Below are 19,193 nucleotides of genomic sequence, written 5' to 3' on the forward strand. Positions count from 1 at the left end.
CTAAAGCCTGCACACCAACAGTCATGGCCGATCGTTACGCTTTTTTGGCGCCGACGTAGGCCATGCGAAGCAGATGCAGGACTTCGTCGAACATCTTGTCTTCGTCTTTGTCGGTGTTGCCCTTGGTTTTTTCTTCGAGCATTTCCAGGGTGTCGATGAAATGTTTGGCGATCCGCAGGTCGGTCGATTTTTCGCCGGTCGCGGGGTTTTCCATGACGCCCAGTGCGACCATCGCTTGGCTGTAAAAGGTGCTGATCAGCATCGCCAAGGACGCCGGGGGCAGGTCGCCGGTGGGGTCTTCCTCGGCGGCTTGCTGGGGTTCCTCGGCGAGTGTCTTTTCTTTCTCGACCTGCGATTTCCAATCGTTGTCGACGACCAATTCCGGTTCTTCGTTGTTTTCAGACATGGGGGTTTCAGGCGTGGGGATTAACGTTGACTGACGGCGGGCTGTTCACGTTCGTGTTTACGTGTTCCTCGTTCAATCGCGGCCTCGACGAATCCGGCAAACAGCGGATGCGCCTTCAGCGGCTTGCTCTTGAATTCGGGGTGGTATTGTACGGCCAGGAACCAGGGATGGTCAGGCAATTCGACGATTTCGACAAGGCTTCCGTCGGGGCTGGTTCCCGAAAATTTCATGCCCTGTTCGCGGAATTGGTCGCGATAGGCGTTGTTGAATTCGTAGCGGTGTCGGTGGCGTTCGTGAATGTCGTCGACCCCGTAGCACTGCTGCGCCCGGCTGTCCTCGGACAGGTGCGTCGGTTGGCTGCCCAGTCGCATGGTGCCGCCCATTTGAGTCACGTTTTGCTGTTCGTCCAGCAAGCAGATCACCGGGTGCGGGGTGTCTTTGTCGAATTCGCTGGAGTGGGCGTTTTCCAGGCCGCAGACGTTGCGTGCATATTCGATCACGGCGCACTGCATGCCCAGGCAGATGCCGAAAAAGGGGATGCCGCGTTCCCTGGCGAAACGAATGGCTTGGACTTTGCCTTCCACCCCGCGTTCGCCGAAGCCGCCGGGGATCAGGATGCCGTCAAATCCGCTGAGCAGACGTTCGCATCCTTCGCGTTCGATGTCGCTGCTTTGAATTCGGCCGATGCGGATTTGCGCCTGGTGGTGCATTCCGGCGTGGTCGATCGATTCATAGATCGATTTGTAAGCATCTTTGTGTTCGGCGTATTTGCCGACGACGGCGATACTGACTTCGTGGCGCGGGTTGCGCAGGCGATGCAGCAGGTCGGTCCAGGGGGTGATGTCCAACGCTTTGCTGGGCAGCCCGAGTTTCTTGACGATCAGTTCATCGAGTTTGTTGTCGACCAGCGAGATCGGGACTTCGTAGATCGAAAAGTCCTTGTCTTTTTCCTCAATCACCGCTTCGGTCGGGACGTTGCAAAACAGTGCGATCTTGTCACGCTCCTCGCGGCTGATCGAGTGTTCGCAGCGGCAGACCAGGACGTCGGGTTGGATGCCGATTTCGCGAAGTTGGCCGACGGAGTGTTGGGTCGGTTTGGTTTTCAGCTCGTCGGCGGCTTTCAGATAGGGCACCAGGGTCAGGTGCATGTACAGGACGTTTTCGCGGCCCACGTCCTGGGAGTATTGACGGATCGCTTCGAGGAACGGCAGGCTTTCGATGTCGCCGACCGTGCCACCGATTTCGGTGATCACGACGTCGACGTCGTCGCCGCCCATCCGGGAGATGACGGATTTAATCTCGTTGGTGATGTGGGGAATGACCTGGACGGTTTTCCCTAGGAAGCGTCCCTTGCGTTCCTTTTCGATCACCGACAGATAGATCTGGCCGGTCGTGTAGTTGCAGTCACGTGTCAGCGCCCCGCTGGTGAAACGCTCGTAGTGCCCCAGGTCCAGATCGGTCTCGCTGCCGTCATCGAGCACGTAGACTTCGCCGTGCTGATAGGGGCTCATCGTGCCGGGATCGACGTTGATGTAGGGATCCAGCTTCTGCATTCGCACTCGCAATCCGCGAGATTCAAGCAGCATGCCCAGGGAGGCGCTCGTCAGGCCCTTTCCGAGCGAGGAAACAACCCCGCCGGTTACAAAGATGTGTTTGGTCATGGACGCGGATGATACCGCGCTGAGGAAAAACCGGAAGTGGCGGGATCCTCGAAGCGACGTCGAAACGCGGCAAGATCTTCCGGCGTGTCGATTCCGGGCATCGCTGGGCCGACTGCGGCGACGACGATTTTTTTTCCCGCTTCGATGGCCCGCAGCTGCTCGAGTTTCTCGGTTTCTTCCAGCACGCTGGGGGGCGAGCCGGCGAACCAGGACAAGAAGTCGCGGCGATAGGCGTAAAGCCCCAGGTGGTGCCAGTAAATCGGCGGGGATTGCCTGAGCAGTTCGGCCGGGTCGCCGCCGCGACGGTGGGGGACACAGGCGCGGCTGAAGTAGACCGCCCTGCCCTGGCCTGCCGCGACGCTGCCCTGCTCTGTCTCGCCCCCGGTCGCAGAAAAATCCGCCATCACGATTTTTACGATCGCCGGGTCGTGCAGCGCCTCGGCCGACCGGATCGGCGTCCCCGCGGTCGCCATGTCGGCCTGCGGATCGTCGGCGAGCGTCTCGGCGACCGCGTCGATCGCGGCCGGGTCGATTTCGGGTTCGTCGCTTTGGACGTTGATGAAGATATCGGTGCTGGGAAACTGGTCGGCGACCAGGGCGATGCGGTCGGTGCCGCTGGGGCAATCGGTTGGGGTCATGATCCAGCGGCCCCCGAACGATTCCACTTCGTCCGCGATCCGCCGGTCGTCGACCGCGACGATCACGCCCGCCGACGCCGATGCGGCCCGGCAGGCCGACTCGTAGGTGTGTCGCAACACGCTCTTGCCGGCCACTTTCTGCAGCAGTTTTTCCGGCAATCGGGTCGAGGCAAGGCGTGCGGGCAGCACGATTTGGGTTTCGGGCATCTTGGGTCGTGTCGGGAAAACGGTTGACAGTCGGCGCGGGCGGGTCTACCTTTCGCAATCAACGTTTGGTGGTGCCGATCGGGCGGTGATGAATCGTCCGCGGGAACAGGGAACTTTGGTGAAACTCCAAGACGGCCCGGCCGCTGTAACCGATGCTGTTGGTTTTCACGTCGTCTGAACAAAGGCGACGCGGGGATCAGCCGTCCACGCTTCACTCTTTTAGCCATTGTCCGCGGATCATCCTGCTTGATGCAAGACGACCGAATGACGAGAAGGCGAAGCGTCAGGACTTCATCGGGAGTCAGAAGACCTACCACCCGACGGACGCTTCAGGGATCTTCCAGGGTGAGGTCGGCGTCAACAGATTGGCTTGCGCACGCACGACTGCACCGCCCCACGTGCGGATGCGGGATGCGCGCAGCGGTCTGTACACTAGAGCGTTCGCTGCCGCCGGGACATCCGAGTCTGGTCATGCGTTACCGTAACCGTCAAAACCGTGGCGCCGCCACCGGGCCGATCCGCATCGGGTTTACGCTCGTCGAACTGTTGGTGGTGATCGCCATCGTCGGGATCCTGGTCTCGTTGTTGTTGCCGGCGGTCCAGTTCGCCCGCGAGGCGGCTCGTCAGGCCAATTGTCGCAACCACCAGCACCAGATCGGTGTGGCGCTCCACTCGTATCACAATATGCACCGGTCGTTGCCGATCGGATGTTTGGAGTGGCGGTTTTGGGGGCAGCCGAGCACGCGCAAGAATCTGGCTTGGTCGGCGTTTCTGTTGCCACAGATGGGCGAGCAGGCGTTGTACGAGGCCGTCGATTTCAACTACGCATTTGACCATCCGCGAAACGCCGATGCGGCTGCGGTGGTGGTCGAATCGTATTTGTGCCCGACGGAGATTCCTCAAGGGAATCGACGCGCCGAGATCAGTTACGGCGGCCTGTTCGGCGAACGCATCGTCGACCGGCGACCAAATGACGGAGTGTTCTTGTACGAACAGCGGATCCGCTATCGCGATTGTTTGGACGGTCTGTCCAACACGATGGCCACCGGCGAAGACATGGTGGGGCCGGACAGCGAATGGATCAACGGCGGAAACGTGTTCGTTCAATCCCATCCGATCAACGATGATCGTGCTTGGGTGGGCGACAACGAAATCCGATCGCTGCATCCCGCCGGCGCCATGGTGCTGTTCCTCGACGGCAGTGTGCATCTGTTGAACGAATCGCTCGACAAGATCGTGCTCGGCCAACTGATCACGCGGGACGGCCACGAAGTGATCCCGGCCGACGCCTGGTAGGTGCCCGTCGTGTCGACGCGCAGATCAATCTGAACCCAACATTTGAACTCCAAGATTCACAACAACGAAATCGTTTCACCATGAATGTCTCTCGCCAATGTCTGTTTGCCCTGTTCGCCGCCGGGTCGCTCTGTTCGATCGCCGGCGCCGAAACCGTGACGTTTGAGAACCTGTTGACCACGCCCGAATCGTATTACAAAGGCGACACGTCACAGATCAACAATGATCCGTGGACTGTGGACGGGTTTGAATTCAGCAATCAAACCACGTTTGTAGGTTTTTGGGGCGGTTGGGCGTATAGCAACACCACCGATACGACGACGCCTGGGTTCAGCAACGAGCATTCCGCGATCACCGGCGGCGGCAGCAACGGCGTCGGCGGATCGGTTAGTGGTGAAAGCTACGCGTTGGCGTTCGGCTCTGGCGCGACGATCAACCTGCCGACGGGCGCCCTGGTTGAAAGCGTCGATTGGACCAACGGGACGTACCCTTATTTGTCGATGCGTGACGGGGACGCATTCGCAAAGGAGTTCGGCGGTGCGGGTGGATCGGAGTCCGACTTCTTTCGCGTGATCCTGACCGGCTACAGCGACGTGAACGCGGCAGGCGCCGCGACCGGATCGGTGACCTTGGATTTGGCCGATTACACTTTCAGCGACGAGAGCCAAGATTACATCGTCAACACGTGGCAGGTGAATGAGGATTTGACTCCGCTTGGGAACGCTCGTTCAATCGACCTGACATTCCAGTCCAGCGACACGGGACAGTTCGGAATCAACACGCCGATGTATCTGTTCATCGACAATTTGCAGTACTCCGTCACGGCGATCCCCGAGCCGACGGCGGCGGGATTTTTGGCGCTCGTCGGTGGCGTATTCACCTTGCGACGTCGGCGTTAAATCGCCGGGCAGGCGAAACGGGGACATCCGCATCTTGGCTGGGAGGGGGAGCGATAGCGGTTCATGTTCGCTTCTCGATTTAGCGGTATTGGCCTTACGCCGGCGGCTCACCGTTGACTCAGCAGATCTCAAACCGGACTGCTTGCGTCCTGTCGAATCGCCGAAACCAACTCGGCGATCGTTTGTTCGAGTAACTCGGTGCCGCCGAATCGCATGCCCAGGGCTTGCAATTTCTCGGTGACGATTTCGTGTTTGGCGGTTTTGGCTTGGCCGCTGATGATGGACGAGCTGCCGGTGATGCGTTTGGCGATCGTCGCGACTTCAAAATCGCTGATCATCCGGTCGCAGCAATTGTAAGTTTGGCCGGCGATCGCGTCGTCTTGTGTGAGCAGCAGTGAGACGGCTTTGGCGATGTCGTCGGCGTGGACGGCTTTGCTGCCGCCGCCGGCTTGGACGTCTTTTCCGGCACAGACCTGGGCGACCAGGTCGAACCAGCGTGAGTCTTGGGCGGGATCGGCGAGGCCATAAATCGATGGCGGACGTACCGTGGCGGCGAGCAGTTTTCCGCTAGCGCCGTAGTGGTGCACCAGGGTTTCGACCGATGCCTTGTAGGCGCCGTAGAGCGTTGACGGCAGCAAGGGGTGGGTTTCATCGAGTGGGCGGTCCGGTAACACGGTGTCGTGGACGGTACCCGAGGAAACGAACAGGAATCGCTTGACGCCGGCCCGCTCGGCGGCGTCGAGCAATTGCAGCGACCCGGTCGCGTTGCGCTGCCAGTACTCAAGTGGGTCGTCGCCGCTGTCCATGAACGACACTCCACGGCGAAACAAACCCGCATGGACGACGGCATCGACAGCTTCGACGAGTTGTTCGGCATGGTTCAGGACGCCGAGTTCTCCGTGGACCCAGTTGATGGGGTCGAATTCGGGTGCGGTTGCCGGTGGGGTGCGATACCACGCCTTGATCGTGTGGCCGTCGTTGAGAAGCCGGCGGATCAGGTAGCGGCCCAGGAATCCGGTGCCGCCGGTGAGTGCGATGCGCATGGGGGAGTGCCTGTTGCGAGTGGAATTCGGGCGATCAAACGCCCTATCGAAACATGCAATCGCGCAGCAAACAACCGCCTCTAGCATTGGCAGCGGATCCGATCCGGCTGCCGGCGAAGGCGGTTGTCGTGATGGAGGCGTGGAGGTGACGAGTCGGAGCTTCGAAGTGGGATAGGCTTCCCGCCTGTCAAGCTCGGAAAGGACAGGCTGGAAGCCTTATCCCACGGGCGGTTCATCCGCGAATTAGTTGCCCATGGCGCCGGAAATCGCGGCTCCAGAGGCGTCGAAGCTTTTTTGGGTTTCGGTGGTTAACGTGGCGACCGAGCCGACGCAGACGGCGATGATCAGGGCGAGCATAACGGCGTATTCAACTGCCGTTGTGCCCTCCTCATCCCGCCACAGCGACTGTCGCTCGGGGAGTGGGTCTTGGTTGGTCATGGTGGGAATATATCTTTTTGGTTGGTTTTCTCGGGGAAAAGGCACAGCCAACGAAACATAGGCCAGGAATCTGCGTACTCACCTCGAATACGCACACTTTTTGCCAGCCTGAGCGTGATGGCGGGGGGCATTCGGTAGGGATTACAGCGTCATTTCGGAATCCCCGGCTCGATGATGCCCTCGGATCGCGCATTGTCATCGGCTTGTCCGCGTTTTACCCTGGTGCCAGTTTCGTCCTCCCACCCAAGCTCACATGATCGGTCCAGTATTCAATCGCGAGGCGACCGTTGTTCCCAAGCGTCCCAAGACGTATTTGGCTCGCGGCTTGTATCTGATCGCGCTCTTCGGGCTGCTGTGCACCGGGTACCTGGTGCTGGACGGTTCGCGGTCGTTGGCGACGGTGTCCGATTCGGCCCGCTTCGGCGGTTGGATGTTCTTGTTGCTCGCCCCGCTGCAGTTGTTGGTGCTGTCCAGTCTGGCGGCGGTGGGATCGGCGGCCAGTGTGGCGCAGGAAAAGGACCGGCGGACGCTGCTGTTGTTGCTGATGACGCGGCTGAGCGGATTTGAGGTCGTCGTCGGAAAACTGGCCGCGACACTCCTCGGGCCGTTGGCCATGTTGCTCGCCGCACTACCGTTGTTCTTGGTGCTGCCGCTGTTGGGCGGCGTTTCACCCAGACAGGTGTTCTCGGTTTTTCTGGTGACGGCAGCGACCGTGATCTTTGCCGGTTCGATCGGCACCGTGGTCGGGTTGTGGCGTGAGAAGACGTTCCAGGCGATCGCGTTGACGGTATTGATCTTGTTGATGTTGTTGGGTGCCGGCGAGATTGCGATCGGCTCGTTGAATTTGCCCGAGGTTCTGGTGTTGGCCCTCAGCCCCGTACGAGCGCTTGCCGCGGCGGCGTCGCCGCTGGGAAGTCTTTCGCCGCAGACGTCGCTGGGAGTCTGGTCGTTCACCGCCGCCACGCTGATCGCCTCCGTCGCCGTATTGGCAGTCGGAGTCGCCCGTGTGCGTGTTTGGAACCCGTCCCGCGAAGTGCGGCTCAAAGCACCCGAGCCGGAGACGAGCGAAGAGATGGAAACCCAGCAGACGCCGAGCAGCTGGAAAGTCCGGGCGCCGCGGCAGGTTTGGAAAAACCCGATCCTCTGGCGCGAAGTCCGCACGTGGGCCTATGGTCGCAAGGTCGTTGTGATCCGGTTCGCGTTTGGATTGTTATTTCTGTTGGGCGCCGCGGTGATCTACGGACAGATGCAAAACGGGACCGCCTACGAGCCGGCGGCCCGGATCGGTCGCGCGCTGCCGGCGGCGACATTGCCCGTCGCGGCGATCGGCGTGGTCAGTCTGGTGTTGATCAACGCGTTGGCCGTCAATGCGGTTACCGGCGAACGTGACGGTCTGGCGCTGGATCTGTTGTTGGTCACGGATTTAAGTCCCCGCGAATTTGTGTTCGGCAAATTGTTGGGGGTGCTGTATGTCGGCAAGGAGATGATTCTGTTGCCGTTGGCGTTGTTGTTGTTTCTGGCCGTCAACGGCGTGATGACGTATGAAAATATGGTCTATGCGATGTTGGGGGCGGCGATCTTGTACGTGTTCGTCAGCATGCTGGGAATTCACGCCGGGCTCAATTACGTGGCCGGTCGGACGGCGACGCTGGCGAGTCTGGGAACGGTCTTTTTTCTCTGTGTCGGGATCGCCATCTGCATGACGATCATGGTCAGTTTTCGGGGGGCGTTTCAGCTGCAATTGGCGCCGTTTTTGGTCATGATTCTTGGCGGCGGTGCCGCGTTGTTCGCGTCACTGGGCTGGCGGAATCCTTCCTCGGCGATCTTCCTGGCGTCCTTCACGCTTCCCCTGATCACGTTTTATTCGATCACTCAGTTCTTGCTGCAAACCGACCACCTGTTCGTTTTCTTTTCGATGGCGGTGGGCTACGGGTTCACGATTGCGGCGTTGATGATCCCCGCTCTCAGCGAATTTGATGTGTCGCTCGAACGCGATCGAGGGGCCGAGGGAAATGGCTGATTGAGCGAGCTGTTGCAGTACGTCGGCTGGTTGGTGCCGATGGCGGTTTTGATTCTGCTGAGTGCGTTGTTCAGCGGCAGCGAAGCGGCCCTGTTCTCGTTGACTCTGCGACAGCGCCGGCAACTGCGGCGCGGTGGCGTCGGCGGCCGGATCGCCGATCGGATGCTCCGCGATTCGGAAAAATTGTTGTCGGCGATTCTGTTTTGGAACCTGCTGATCAACATGACCTACTTCGCGATCGCTTCGATCGTTGCCAGCCGGCTCGATGCCTCCGTCGATGCCGGGGCGAGCGTGGCGTTGTTGTTCACGTCGGCCAGTTTGTTGACGATCATTTTTTTTAGCGAGATGCTGCCCAAGAGTCTGGCGTTGTTGGCTCCGATGCAGGCTTCGATCTTGATCGCGCCGGTCTTGAATTTGGCGGTGCGGTTGGTCAGTCCGTTGCTGCCGATCATCAAAACGTCCAATCTGTTGGCCGGCCGATTGCTTTGGCCGTCGTTTCAGCCCGAGAATGAAATCGACTTGGTGGACATCGAACGCGCCGTGGAACTGGGCACCGACGATGCCGCGCTGTTGGAACGGGAGCGTTTGGCGCTGCAGAATTTGGTCGCCATTGCGGAGATGCGGGCGAGTGAGTTGATGCGTCCCCGCAGTCGTTTGCACCTGGTCGAATCCCCGATCCAAGCCGATGCCCTGTTCGCCCGATCGCCGCCGGGCGGCTACGCGATCATCACCGACGAAACGGGCGACACGATGGTCGGTGCGCTCGGCGTCAGAATGTTGCGGCCCAGTCAGATCGATCATTTCGAAGATCTGGTCGAACCGGTGATCTATGTCCCCTGGTCCGCGCGTGTGGCACGTGTCTTGGATCTCTTGAACGAGAACGATTTGAGTGTCGCGATCGTGGTCGACGAATATGGCGATGGGATCGGGGCGCTTTCGATCGACCGGATCTTTCGGCGCCTGCTCGCGCCCGAACATGACCAGTTCGAAGAAGACACCGATTCGGCCGCGATTGAGCAACTGGAGCCCGATTTGTATCGTGTCGCCGGAGGCATTGCGCTGCGTCAGTTGGCCAAGCAATTGGCCGTCAGCGTCCCCGACGAATCGGTGGCCACGGTCGCCGGGTTCATTCAACGGCACAATGAACGCTTGCCACGGCTGGGCGATCAAGCCACGCTGGAAGACTATCTGCTGACGGTCGTCGAAGAACAGGAGGGGGCGTTGCGAATCGAAGTCCGGCGGCAATCGGAATCCGATGCACCGCATTCACACGACGAGAGGGATTTCCGATGATCTTTTTCGCCATCGTGCTGTTCTTGTTCGGTCTCGTGTTGAGCGCGTTCTTCAGCGGCAGCGAAACCGGAATGTATCGTGTCTCCCGCACCCGTTTGGTGCTCGACGGCTTGGACGGTTCCCGCAGCGCCCGCGCGCTGATTTGGGTCTTGAATCGACCCGTGTTATTCGTGGCGACGGCGCTGGTCGGAAACAACTTGGCGAATTTCCTGACCAGTTTTTCCATCGTTCTGGCTGTCATCGCACTCTTCGGTGACTCGTCCGCGGCCGAACTGATCGGGCCGATTCTGATGACGCCCGTCGTGTTTGTGTTCGGCGAATTGCTGCCCAAGCATTGGTTCTTTCAAGCCCCGTACCGGCTGTTGACACTGGTGCGACCGGTGTTGCTATTGGCCACGGTGCTGTTCCTGCCGGTCTCGATTCTGTTAGGCGTGCTCGCGGCCGCCCTGGGTGCGTTGACCGGCCAGGCGCCGTTTCGAATCTCCGTCGCGATGGCACGCGGGGAGCTGGCACAATTGTTCCGCGCCGGAGAAGAAGCGGGCATCCTGCACTCGGGCCAGCGTTCGCTTGCCGGCAAGTTGTTCGACGTGGGGAACGAACTCGCCGTCTCGTTCGCCGTCCCGCTGGATCGATTGGCCACGGTCGAGTTGCCGATCGACAAGATCGCCACGACTGCAGCAGCCCGACGTCAGAACCACGCCATCGTGCTGGTCCAACAGAAAAAGAAAATCGTCGGCTACCTCAGATACTCCGAACTGGCGACCGGCAAAGCTCAGGTGGAAATCCGACCGGTGATCCGAGTCAATCTGGCCGAACGTCACCTGACGACGTTGCTGAAGCTGTATGACGAAGCCAGCGAGGTCGCGCTGTTATGCGATGATCACGATGAGGTCCGCTCCGTCGTCACCCGACGTCAGCTCTTGTTGCCGATGAACAAGTAGCAAAGTGGGGGAAGTATCTTGCTTGCCATTTCGAATCACTCGTTCTCGGCAATCGCGACACCAGCCGCTATGACTTCGTGTAACCGAGCTTGGTGATCACCAACAGCATTTCGTCACAGGTGATGTACCGGCGATGGTGCTCGAGTTTGTACTGGTCGATTGCCAGTGCCAATTCGCGTCCGGCGTCGGAAAGTCCGTCGTGTGAGCTGCCGAATTGTCGTCGCTCGGATCCCGCCTGTGACCCGCCTTCGCGACGTCGATCGACGAACTCACCGGACTCGTTGCCTCGTGATCGGTCGTGACCGCTGCCCTGCCCTGTCACGCCCGGGGCGATGGGTGAAGCAGCGAAATCACTCGATGGCGTTGCGTTGGCAGCATTGAATAGCGACATGAAGAGCTCTCGTTCAAAAAAGGACTGTGGAAGGATTGAGGGTTCGGCTTCCGTTGTTTGTCCATAATGACGGAATCGGCGACGTTGCCGTTGTGGCCGAGTTCACCTCGTCCCGCGCAGTTTGTCACTCAACCGTAGGTCATTGGAGGGGAAGGCGCGTCCAAAGAGCCCAAAAATCGTCCCGTCCAATCAGGGGAAGCCCCGTTCCTGCGCGTTAGGTTCCGGTTACGGGCACGCCGGCAGCAGGCAGCGCCCGACAATCGGCACAATCGTCAGACCGCGTCCACCGGGCCGCGGCGCACCCCAACCGGGGACAGACCCCGCACCAATTCCCAACGGGGACAGACCCCCATACGCATCAAGTTAAGAAGTAACCCTCCCGTGTGCGGGAGGGTCGAGCGCAGCGAGGGGAGGGTTTCCGCGGCCCCGCACCCACCGGTGCCAATAACGACGCCAAAGCACCCTCCCCGCGTCGTCGCAAACTCCTCCGCGACCCTCCCAAAGGGAGGGTGACTTCACCTCAAGGCGAACCGGGGACAGACCCCGCGAGACGCGGGCTAACTCCATGCGCCATCCGGGGACAGACCCCAGACGTCAATGTGGACAGTCCCCGCGTCAATGTGGACAGTCCCCGGCGCGGTCGGGGGCGGGCCTTAGCGACGTGTTTCGTCGTCGTTTTGCTGCGCTGCCAACTGTTCCGGTGACATCAGGTACGCATTCCAGCCGCTCGTTTCGACCAGCTGGCGATCGAGTTGGAGGGCGCGGGCGACGGATCGGCTGGCCAGGTCGGGACGGCCCTTTTCGAGTTCGATCGCGGCCAGTTGCAGATGCGGCTCGGCCCGCAGCGGGTCACTTTCGGCGGCCTTGGCAAAGTGTTTTGCCGCCAAATCGGGGCGATTCAGGTTCCGCATCGCGATCCCACGCAGCATGTGTACCCGAGTGGGCGCGGCGGATTCGTCACCGACCGGGTCGAGCTGGTCGAGTGTTGCCAGGATGCGATCGTACTGATTGCTGTTCAGATACAGTTCGGCGACATGCAGCTTGGCTTCGACATAATCCGGCTGCAGGGCGAGTGCGCGATGGTAGGCCGCCAACGCCTCTTCTTCGTTTCCTTTCTGTCGCAGACAATCGCCCCGCAGGGTCCAGATTTCGGCGGAGTTGCGTTCGGAGGCGAGCGCGATTTCACTTTGCGTCACCGCTTTTTCGAGTTGCCCTTCTTGCAGGTACATCTCACCGAGTCGGCCGACCAAGCGTGGATCGCCGGCGCTCAACGCGACCGCCTTTTCCATATGCTCGATCGCCGAAACACGCTGCCCCCGATTCCAATAGGTCTCCGCCAGACCGCGATGGGCCCGATCATCTTTGTCTGACAGGGCCAGGGCTTCGCCAAATAATTGTTCGGCGTCGGTCCACTTGCCCACTCGCATTTTCTGCAGCCCCTGACGCGACAACTTTCGCGCGGCGATCGATTGACGACTTTCGCCAATCCCATGGATCGCACGGCAGCCTGCGCTGCAACACAGCAGAGACAGCAACGCCACAGCGACCAGCAACGCGGTGAAGCATTTTTTCCCGGCGTTTTTTAAGGTGTTAGCGGCAGGGCGCGAGCCCTCCGGTTCCGCATCTTTGCCAAAACACCGGAGGGCTCGCGCCCCACCGCCAAAAAATGCTTCACAGCGTTGCCCGATCCACACGTTCCACCGGGGGCCGGTGTTGCACGCCGGCGCCACGAGGGTCGGTTTGGGGCGGTGGATCGAACGCAAGCTGGTCACCGGACGAGGCTGGTTGGAAAAGGTCGACGCCGAGGGGGGCCCGTGACGGCGGACGGTATTTTTGGCACTTCGACGCATTGACAGAAACAAGAAATACCAGCGAAATGCGTTGCACTGCAATTGCGCCTTTTACAGCCTCCTGATTTGCCCGCCAATTTGATGCCTGCTCAATTTGATTCTTTCGGACTCCGTTTTCTCTATCCCGACAACTGGACTGTCGCCGACCGTGCCGAAGAGGAAGGGGACCAGGGGGCGACGTTGGATATTCCGGGGGGAGGATTTTTTTCGATCGAACGGACCAAGGCTGACGAGGTCCCGGGGTTGATCGAGCAGATCGTCGATGCGATCGCGGCAGATTACGAGGACCTGGAGCGTGAGGATGTCACTCTCGACGTATTGCCGGCCGAAACGCCGGTGACGGACCTGAGGTTCTACTACCTGGATCTGTTGATCGTCAGCCGAATCGTGATTCTGCGGACCGATGGGGACCCCGACGGCGACGATGTGCTGATGGTTCAGATACAGGCCGAGAGTCGTGATTTTGACAAAAACGACGCCGTGTTCGCCGCGATCCTGAAACAGATCGCACCCTAGTGCTTTGTTCCATTTCAATGTTCGGGTCGATGAGAGATTCGCGAAAAGGGGTCAGACCCCAATAGCCGGAACGGCCCGAAGGGTGCTTCGCACTATTGGGGTCTGCCCCCTTTTCCGCAGCGCCCTCGCTAAAACATTGACGTACCCGAGGTTCCCGCTACACCAGGTCCTGCTTGCGTTTCTTTCGCCGCCGCCGCGAGCATTCACGGCAAACGCCGCTGATGATCATCCGGTGGCTTTCGACACGAAAGCCGTGCAAGGCGGCCATTTGGTCACGGATTTCAACCAGTTCGTCGCTTTGAAATTCCAGTAATTTTCGGCACCGTGTGCAGTACAGGTGATCGTGCTGGGGGTAGCCGTAATCGTGGTCGTAGACGGTGCGTCCGTCGAGTTGAAAACTGTTGAGCAGCCCCGCGTCGACACATTCACGCAGGGTGCGATAGACGGTCGCGGTGCTGACGTAGTTCGCTTCCCCCCGCCGCGGCAGCCGTTCAATCAACTCTTCGGCGTCGAAATGCTCGTGCTGGCTGAACACCTGGTCGATCAGGAATTTTCGCTGGCTGGTTTGCCGCAGCCCGCGCGACTGCAGGTACTCGCTGAACCGTTCTTGGGGCGAAAGCGAAACCTCCAACGGCTCGACTTTCGTCGCAACCGTTTCGGAATTCGAGTTCGCCGTTTCGGAGGTTGAGTCCGACAATTCAGCCATGGTGCGTGTCAGAGGGAACGTAGAATCAGCCCGTCAGCGCGGGGCGAGCACCCTCTCGAAACGCTATGTCGACGAGTCCGGTCATCTAAGAGTCTACACGACCGGTCAATGGCTGTCTTCGCCGGGGGCCTGTCTTCCGATTGCCACTTACTTTGGCACGGCAGAGTGAGCGCCCTTCCGCTACCAAGAAACGCCCCGTTAGGTGAAGTGTCAAAGGCTATTAACCCAGCAGGTCCAAGAACCGATCCAGGGCGGCGTCCATCCGTTCGGGCGAGTCGTAGGATCCGTCGGCGATTTGCCGCCGCAGTTCGGCGACTCGTTCGAATCGAATGCCCTCGCCGGCGACCGCAGCGTTGCCTTCAATGCGATTGGCCGAGGTAGCCGCTTGGCTGAGGTCGAGCTGGTCGACCGGGCCCGCCGATGACGGCGATGATGCTTGATCGACCTTGGACGCAGCGGAGCCGCGATCGACTTGCGAAGTGGACTGGACGTTGGAAGCGGATTGTGTGGTGGAAACCCGATAGGGACCGTAAATCTGCATTTGAGCGATGCTCCGGAGACAAAATGGACTACCCCACCGCCGGCAAACGACTGTTGAAACAGATCGGTTGATAGCAATGAGGGGATTTAGGCGACGTAGGCCGGACCGGAACGATGGGGGAACCCCCACCGACCCTTCAGTCATTTCCGCATCGACCGTCAGCGCCGCGATCCGTGTCCCAGGATGCAATCCGTACAGCTTTGAAGAGACTTTTGCTAAGCGCGAGCAGCGGAAACAGTATAGGTTTCGGCTCGCCGCTCCGCGTCAGTTGAGTCCATTCGTGAACTTTCCGGGGTCAACCCGAGACACTCGCAGCGACGGTAGCAAAGCAGACGAGGGAATTGCAAGTCGATTTTTCCCCGGCTTTGCGGGGTTGTGCCGTTTTCAAGTCACCCACCTGGCGGGAGCGTCGAGCGAAGCGAGGGGAGTGCTTCCGACATTTTTTCCTTCGTCAACTTTGGGACGCCTTCAAAGGTTCAGGTACTTCTGTTTAGGCACGCTTCTGTGCGCACTAACGCTTGGCGTTGCGCCATCAACTGGACAAACGCCTCAAGAGACCAAACCTTCAAGTGATGACCGCATCGTCGCGCTTGAAAAGGAACTTTCTGCTGTCACGCAAAGGCTGAAGAAAATGGAGCGTGTGGCAGGACATCAAGACAAACAAAAAGCGTTCGCTTATTCTCTTGCCGATCACGACGCAATTGTGATCCAGCCGATACTCGAGCGGCTACTCAGACGGCCGTTCGTCTCGGGCTGTCGATCGGCGCTGACGCGCGTTCCAATCGCATCGTAGCCACGGGGACTGAGATCCAACTCTCGCAGCTTACGCTGCTCGTCACTCTGATTGACGAAGGCCTGATTCCGCCACAAAAGTGATTGGCAATAGGGTATCACCGTGACGTGATCCGTTCTAATGGATAGTGCGCGCCGGTGCATCTGAAGACCAACGGCCGCTTCACCAACCCGGCCCTCGATTGAAAGCCTGTCATGACCTATCCCCGCACGTTTTCCCACATCGGCATTTCGGTCACGGACCTGGATCAAGCCGTCGACTTCTATACGAAGACGTTGGGCTGGTATGTGATCATGCCTCCCACCGAAATTGTCTCCGATGATTCCGCGATCGGCGTGATGTGTGATGATGTGTTCGGGCAGGGGTGGGGACGGTTTCGAATCGCCCACTTGGCCACCGGCGACCGGGTTGGCATCGAGTTGTTCGAGTTTGAGAATGCCCAAAAGCCCGAAAACAACTTCGAGTACTGGAAGACCGGGGTGTTTCACTTTTGCGTCCAGGACCCTGATGTGGAGGGGCTGGCGAAGAAGATCGTTGAGAATGGAGGGAAGCAACGGATGCCCGTCCGCGAGTACTATCCCGGCGAAAAGCCTTACCGGATGGTGTACTGTGAAGACCCGTTTGGGAATCTGATCGAAATCTATTCTCACAGCTATGAACTGACGTATTCTGCCGGTGCCTACCAGGAAGATGCCGACACAGCACGAGGGCAACAATGACCAACCGATTCAATCCCAGCGACGCACAAACCTATTTCACGTCAAAGTTTTGGAAGGACCACGTCTTCGTCGGCAACGAGTTAGCCAAGAAGAAGGCCGAAACCGTCTTCCAGCGACGGAGTGTGCAAATCAGCTCCGTGATCTGTCTGACGCGGGCCGAATTGACGATGCTTGCCGGCGAGATCCACCAGCGCCAGAGAGAGTTTGCCAACGCAGGGCCACACTCCACGTACGTGAGTCGGGCCGCGTACGACGTTTGGTCTCGAGGCGGAAGCAAGCCGAGTGACCGCCAATCGGCGAGCCACAAGAAGTCGACGTTCCGTTTTGCCGTTCAGAAACAGATCGATGGCAAGTACGCGATCCATCACTTCGCCGGTTGAAGTGTCTACGTAAGTGGCATTGGGCTTGATCCTCCCCTCGCTCCGCTCGACCTTCCCTGCCAGGGAAGGTGACTTGAGATTTGTCGACACCCATGCTGCCAGGGAAGGTTTCTTCACCTTGATCTGCTATTGCCACAGTCGCAGCACGCTGACCAGATTGTGGTGCTGGTCGGTCCACAGCGGTGCGTCGCGCAGTTCGTCGGCGGTCGCTGTCGTGGCGGCGGCCAGTGAAGGGGCTTGGAAGATCGCGTGTCCCGGCGCGGCGATGATCATCCAGGTGGAGTGGGTCGTGCCGATCGAGTCGTCTCCGATGCCCTCGAGCATGCGGCTTTCCAAGCCGGCGTCGCGGCTGAGGTTGTGCACCAGCGGTGAAAGTTCCAAGTGGTTGTTGGACGTGTGCACGGTCAACACTCCGCCTTCGGCCAGTCGGGTTCTGTAGAGCGCCATCGACTCCCGTGTCAGCAGGTGGGCGGGAATCGCATCGCTGCTGAATGCGTCAAGAACCAGCAGGTCAAACTTGGCGTCGGGCATCCGTTCGAGCACCAAGCGGCCGTCTCCGAGGTGCCGTGTCATCTGGGACGGACAGTCTTTCATGAAGGTGAAGTATCGATCGGCGATGTCGATGACCGCCGGGTTGATTTCGATCAGATCGAAGTGATCCGCGGGGCGACCGTAGGTGGTCAGCACGCCGCATCCGAGTCCGACGATGCCGATCCGTAGCGAAGGATGTTGTTGTTGCAAGGCTTTGATGACGTGGCCGACTCCGCTCTCGTGCCCGTAGTAGGTGGTCGGTTGAGATTGATTCGGTGCGTAACGTTGCATTCCGTGCAAGGTGCTGCCGTGTACCAGGCAGGTGCCGAGCGGTTTTTCACGGACTTTGAGCACGCCGAAGAAATTGCGCTGCGATGCGATGGTGTGATTGTTGGACACAAACGCCATGGTCAAGATGGGGGCGATCATCAACACGATCGCGCCGTACTTTAGACGCGCCGCGGCGGCCCAGTCGTATTCGGTGCGATTCCAGGTCTTGCAGGCGAAGAACAGCAGGAACGTCAACGCGGTGACCAGGGCGACAAAGAACGGCAACTCGGCGTGATTGTTCAACAGCAGCGGGCAGAGGATGGCAACGATCACACCACCGAGTGCGCCTCCGGCCGACAGCATCGCGTAGTACTGGGTCAGTCTGTCGGTGCCCGGTTTCAGCCGGGCGACTTCGCCGTGGCACAGCAGGCACGCCCCGAACAGCATCACCATGTAGCAGCAGGCTTCGGCGATCAACTGGATGCTGCCCGGCAACAGCGTCTTGCCTTGGATCAGCGCCAGCGCGGCGAGTGTGACCGCGGCGATCGGTTTGGGACGGTACCACTGCGGCGAGTCAAAGCAAACGATGAAGCTGGCCAGATACAGGCTGAGCGGAAGCACCCACAGAAACGGCACGACGGCGATGTCTTGGCAAACGTGATTGGTGACCACCAACAGCATCACCGAGGCGAGTGCGGGCAGCGCGATCCAGGCCGCTTGGATGTTGGCGGAAACCGAAGTCGAAGCGATTGCCGGCGTGGGTGAATCGCCCGTGGGGCCTGTTATGGCTGCACGGGTGGAGTCGTCGGTGATGCGGAACAAACTGATCGCGACGTAACCTTGGACGAGCGCGAACAAGCAGAACAGCAGTGACCACATGCTGGATTGTGTCGACACCGAAAGCACGGGTTCAAACAGAAACGGATAGCTGAGCAACGCGAACAGCGATCCCGCGTTGGACAGGGCGTACAAACGGTAGACACGTTCGCTATTGTCGTGAAAGCTGAGCCAGGCTTGGACGAGCGGGCCGGTGCTGGAGAGGACAAAATACGGTAGCCCGACGTGACTGGCCAGCATCCACAGCAGGTACAGCGTCGGCGTCTCGCTGCCGGTCGGCTTCCACGCATCGGAGGGTTCGATCGGCAACACCAGCGCCGCGGCGCTGAGCAACAGCAAGTGGATCACGGCCTGGGCGAACGGATTGCAGAACGTGCGGAGCACGTGGGCGTAGAGGTAACCGCCGAACAACAAGAGCTGGAAGAACAGCATGCAAGTCGTCCAGACCGCCGGTGTGCCTCCGAACCAGGGCAGCACGCACTTGCTGATGATCGGTTGGACTTGAAAAACCAGGAACGCGCCGAGCAGAATGGTTGCGGCGAACCAGATCATGGACCGCCCGTGCGCCGAATCAACGCCGGCGGTTTCGGTTTGTGAGGGTGATGACGGTTGGCCGCTAATGGATTTGGACATGGCTTGAAAAATTTCCCTCATGCGTCATTCGGATTTCAGGGATTGCCAAAAAACGGCTCAAAAGCGCGTTGGGTGCGAATTGCACGGGCATCGGTAAAAATGGATTCAGCAACCGTTGGTGTTTAGCCTTGAGGCGATTCCCTGTCGCTGCGACGCAGCGACAGGGGGCGGCTAAAGCCCAATA

General features: G+C 59.6%; 18 protein-coding genes and 1 riboswitch. Of the genes, 8 read left to right on the forward strand and 10 right to left on the reverse strand.

Annotated elements, in window-relative coordinates; translation table 11 throughout:
* Window positions 1-34 precede the first annotated feature (34 nt).
* The 3 genes from NZK35_RS11690 to kdsB are packed head-to-tail and all read right to left on the reverse strand — an operon-like array spanning window position 35 to window position 2,912.
* Complete coding sequence (locus NZK35_RS11690; protein WP_259632716.1) at window positions 35-406, reverse strand: DUF1844 domain-containing protein; 372 nt, start codon at window positions 404-406, stop codon at window positions 35-37.
* A 20-nt stretch (window positions 407-426) separates the two neighbouring features.
* Window positions 427-2,067 (reverse strand): CTP synthase, encoded by a 1,641-nt coding sequence (locus NZK35_RS11695; protein WP_259632717.1) that lies wholly within the window; start codon window positions 2,065-2,067, stop codon window positions 427-429.
* Window positions 2,064-2,912 (reverse strand): 3-deoxy-manno-octulosonate cytidylyltransferase, encoded by an 849-nt coding sequence (gene kdsB, locus NZK35_RS11700; protein ID WP_259632718.1) that lies wholly within the window; start codon window positions 2,910-2,912, stop codon window positions 2,064-2,066. Before kdsB ends, NZK35_RS11695 begins: the two co-directional genes overlap by 4 nt.
* Window positions 2,913-2,964: 52 nt before the next feature.
* Window positions 2,965-3,244: riboswitch (cobalamin riboswitch) on the forward strand.
* A 139-nt stretch (window positions 3,245-3,383) separates the two neighbouring features.
* Here kdsB and NZK35_RS11705 point away from each other — a divergent pair.
* Window positions 3,384-4,208, forward strand: a complete 825-nt coding sequence (locus NZK35_RS11705) for a DUF1559 domain-containing protein (protein WP_259632719.1) — start codon at window positions 3,384-3,386, stop codon at window positions 4,206-4,208.
* Between the two features lie 80 nt (window positions 4,209-4,288).
* Window positions 4,289-5,107, forward strand: a complete 819-nt coding sequence (locus NZK35_RS11710) for a DUF4465 domain-containing protein (RefSeq protein ID WP_259632720.1) — start codon at window positions 4,289-4,291, stop codon at window positions 5,105-5,107.
* Between the two features lie 128 nt (window positions 5,108-5,235).
* Here the strand turns inward: NZK35_RS11710 and NZK35_RS11715 are convergent, their stop codons facing one another.
* On the reverse strand, window positions 5,236-6,150 hold the full coding sequence (locus NZK35_RS11715; RefSeq protein ID WP_259632721.1) for an NAD-dependent epimerase/dehydratase family protein: 915 nt from the start codon (window positions 6,148-6,150) through the stop codon (window positions 5,236-5,238).
* A 243-nt stretch (window positions 6,151-6,393) separates the two neighbouring features.
* The gene (locus NZK35_RS11720; protein WP_095740877.1) at window positions 6,394-6,588 is read right to left on the reverse strand and encodes a Flp family type IVb pilin; all 195 of its coding nucleotides are present in this window, start codon (window positions 6,586-6,588) and stop codon (window positions 6,394-6,396) included.
* Between the two features lie 253 nt (window positions 6,589-6,841).
* On the opposite strand from NZK35_RS11720, the gene NZK35_RS11725 reads away from it, so the two are divergent.
* Genes NZK35_RS11725 through NZK35_RS11735 form a run of 3 tightly spaced genes read left to right on the forward strand, consistent with a single transcriptional unit; the run spans window position 6,842 to window position 10,842 of the window.
* Entirely contained in the window at window positions 6,842-8,608 is a 1,767-nt protein-coding gene (locus NZK35_RS11725; RefSeq protein ID WP_259632722.1) for an ABC transporter permease subunit, read from the forward strand.
* Window positions 8,609-9,901 (forward strand): CNNM domain-containing protein, encoded by a 1,293-nt coding sequence (locus tag NZK35_RS11730; protein WP_259632723.1) that lies wholly within the window; start codon window positions 8,609-8,611, stop codon window positions 9,899-9,901.
* A complete protein-coding gene (locus NZK35_RS11735; protein ID WP_259632724.1) occupies window positions 9,898-10,842 on the forward strand; it encodes a DUF21 domain-containing protein in 945 nt (314 codons plus the stop codon). Before NZK35_RS11730 ends, NZK35_RS11735 begins: the two co-directional genes overlap by 4 nt.
* Window positions 10,843-10,909: 67 nt before the next feature.
* Here the strand turns inward: NZK35_RS11735 and NZK35_RS11740 are convergent, their stop codons facing one another.
* Both NZK35_RS11740 and NZK35_RS11745 read right to left on the reverse strand, forming a co-directional pair.
* Window positions 10,910-11,233, reverse strand: coding sequence for a hypothetical protein (locus NZK35_RS11740; protein ID WP_259632725.1), 324 nt, complete (start codon window positions 11,231-11,233; stop codon window positions 10,910-10,912).
* Window positions 11,234-11,886: 653 nt separating this feature from the next.
* Entirely contained in the window at window positions 11,887-12,774 is an 888-nt protein-coding gene (locus NZK35_RS11745) for a tetratricopeptide repeat protein (RefSeq protein WP_259632726.1), read from the reverse strand.
* A gap of 390 nt (window positions 12,775-13,164) precedes the next feature.
* Here NZK35_RS11745 and NZK35_RS11750 point away from each other — a divergent pair, with 390 nt between their 5' ends.
* Complete coding sequence (locus NZK35_RS11750; RefSeq protein ID WP_259632727.1) at window positions 13,165-13,599, forward strand: hypothetical protein; 435 nt, start codon at window positions 13,165-13,167, stop codon at window positions 13,597-13,599.
* 157 nt (window positions 13,600-13,756) lie between these two features.
* On the opposite strand, the gene NZK35_RS11755 is transcribed toward NZK35_RS11750, so the two are convergent.
* On the reverse strand, window positions 13,757-14,305 hold the full coding sequence (locus tag NZK35_RS11755) for a Fur family transcriptional regulator (RefSeq protein ID WP_095740872.1): 549 nt from the start codon (window positions 14,303-14,305) through the stop codon (window positions 13,757-13,759).
* Window positions 14,306-14,525: 220 nt separating this feature from the next.
* Entirely contained in the window at window positions 14,526-14,846 is a 321-nt protein-coding gene (locus NZK35_RS11760; RefSeq protein ID WP_259632728.1) for a flagellar biosynthesis anti-sigma factor FlgM, read from the reverse strand.
* Window positions 14,847-15,833: 987 nt separating this feature from the next.
* Between NZK35_RS11760 and NZK35_RS11765 the strand changes: the two genes are divergently transcribed.
* Both NZK35_RS11765 and NZK35_RS11770 read left to right on the forward strand, forming a co-directional pair.
* Window positions 15,834-16,358, forward strand: a complete 525-nt coding sequence (locus tag NZK35_RS11765) for a lactoylglutathione lyase family protein (RefSeq protein ID WP_259632729.1) — start codon at window positions 15,834-15,836, stop codon at window positions 16,356-16,358.
* A complete protein-coding gene (locus tag NZK35_RS11770) occupies window positions 16,355-16,738 on the forward strand; it encodes a hypothetical protein (protein ID WP_095740868.1) in 384 nt (127 codons plus the stop codon). The genes NZK35_RS11765 and NZK35_RS11770 overlap by 4 nt, the downstream gene beginning before the upstream one ends.
* 126 nt (window positions 16,739-16,864) lie before the next feature.
* Here the strand turns inward: NZK35_RS11770 and NZK35_RS11775 are convergent, their stop codons facing one another.
* Window positions 16,865-19,009, reverse strand: a complete 2,145-nt coding sequence (locus NZK35_RS11775) for a fused MFS/spermidine synthase (RefSeq protein WP_259632730.1) — start codon at window positions 19,007-19,009, stop codon at window positions 16,865-16,867.
* Window positions 19,010-19,193 lie beyond the last annotated feature (184 nt).

The organism is Stieleria sedimenti (assembly GCF_025060895.1).
GTDB lineage: Bacteria > Planctomycetota > Planctomycetia > Pirellulales > Pirellulaceae > Stieleria > Stieleria sedimenti.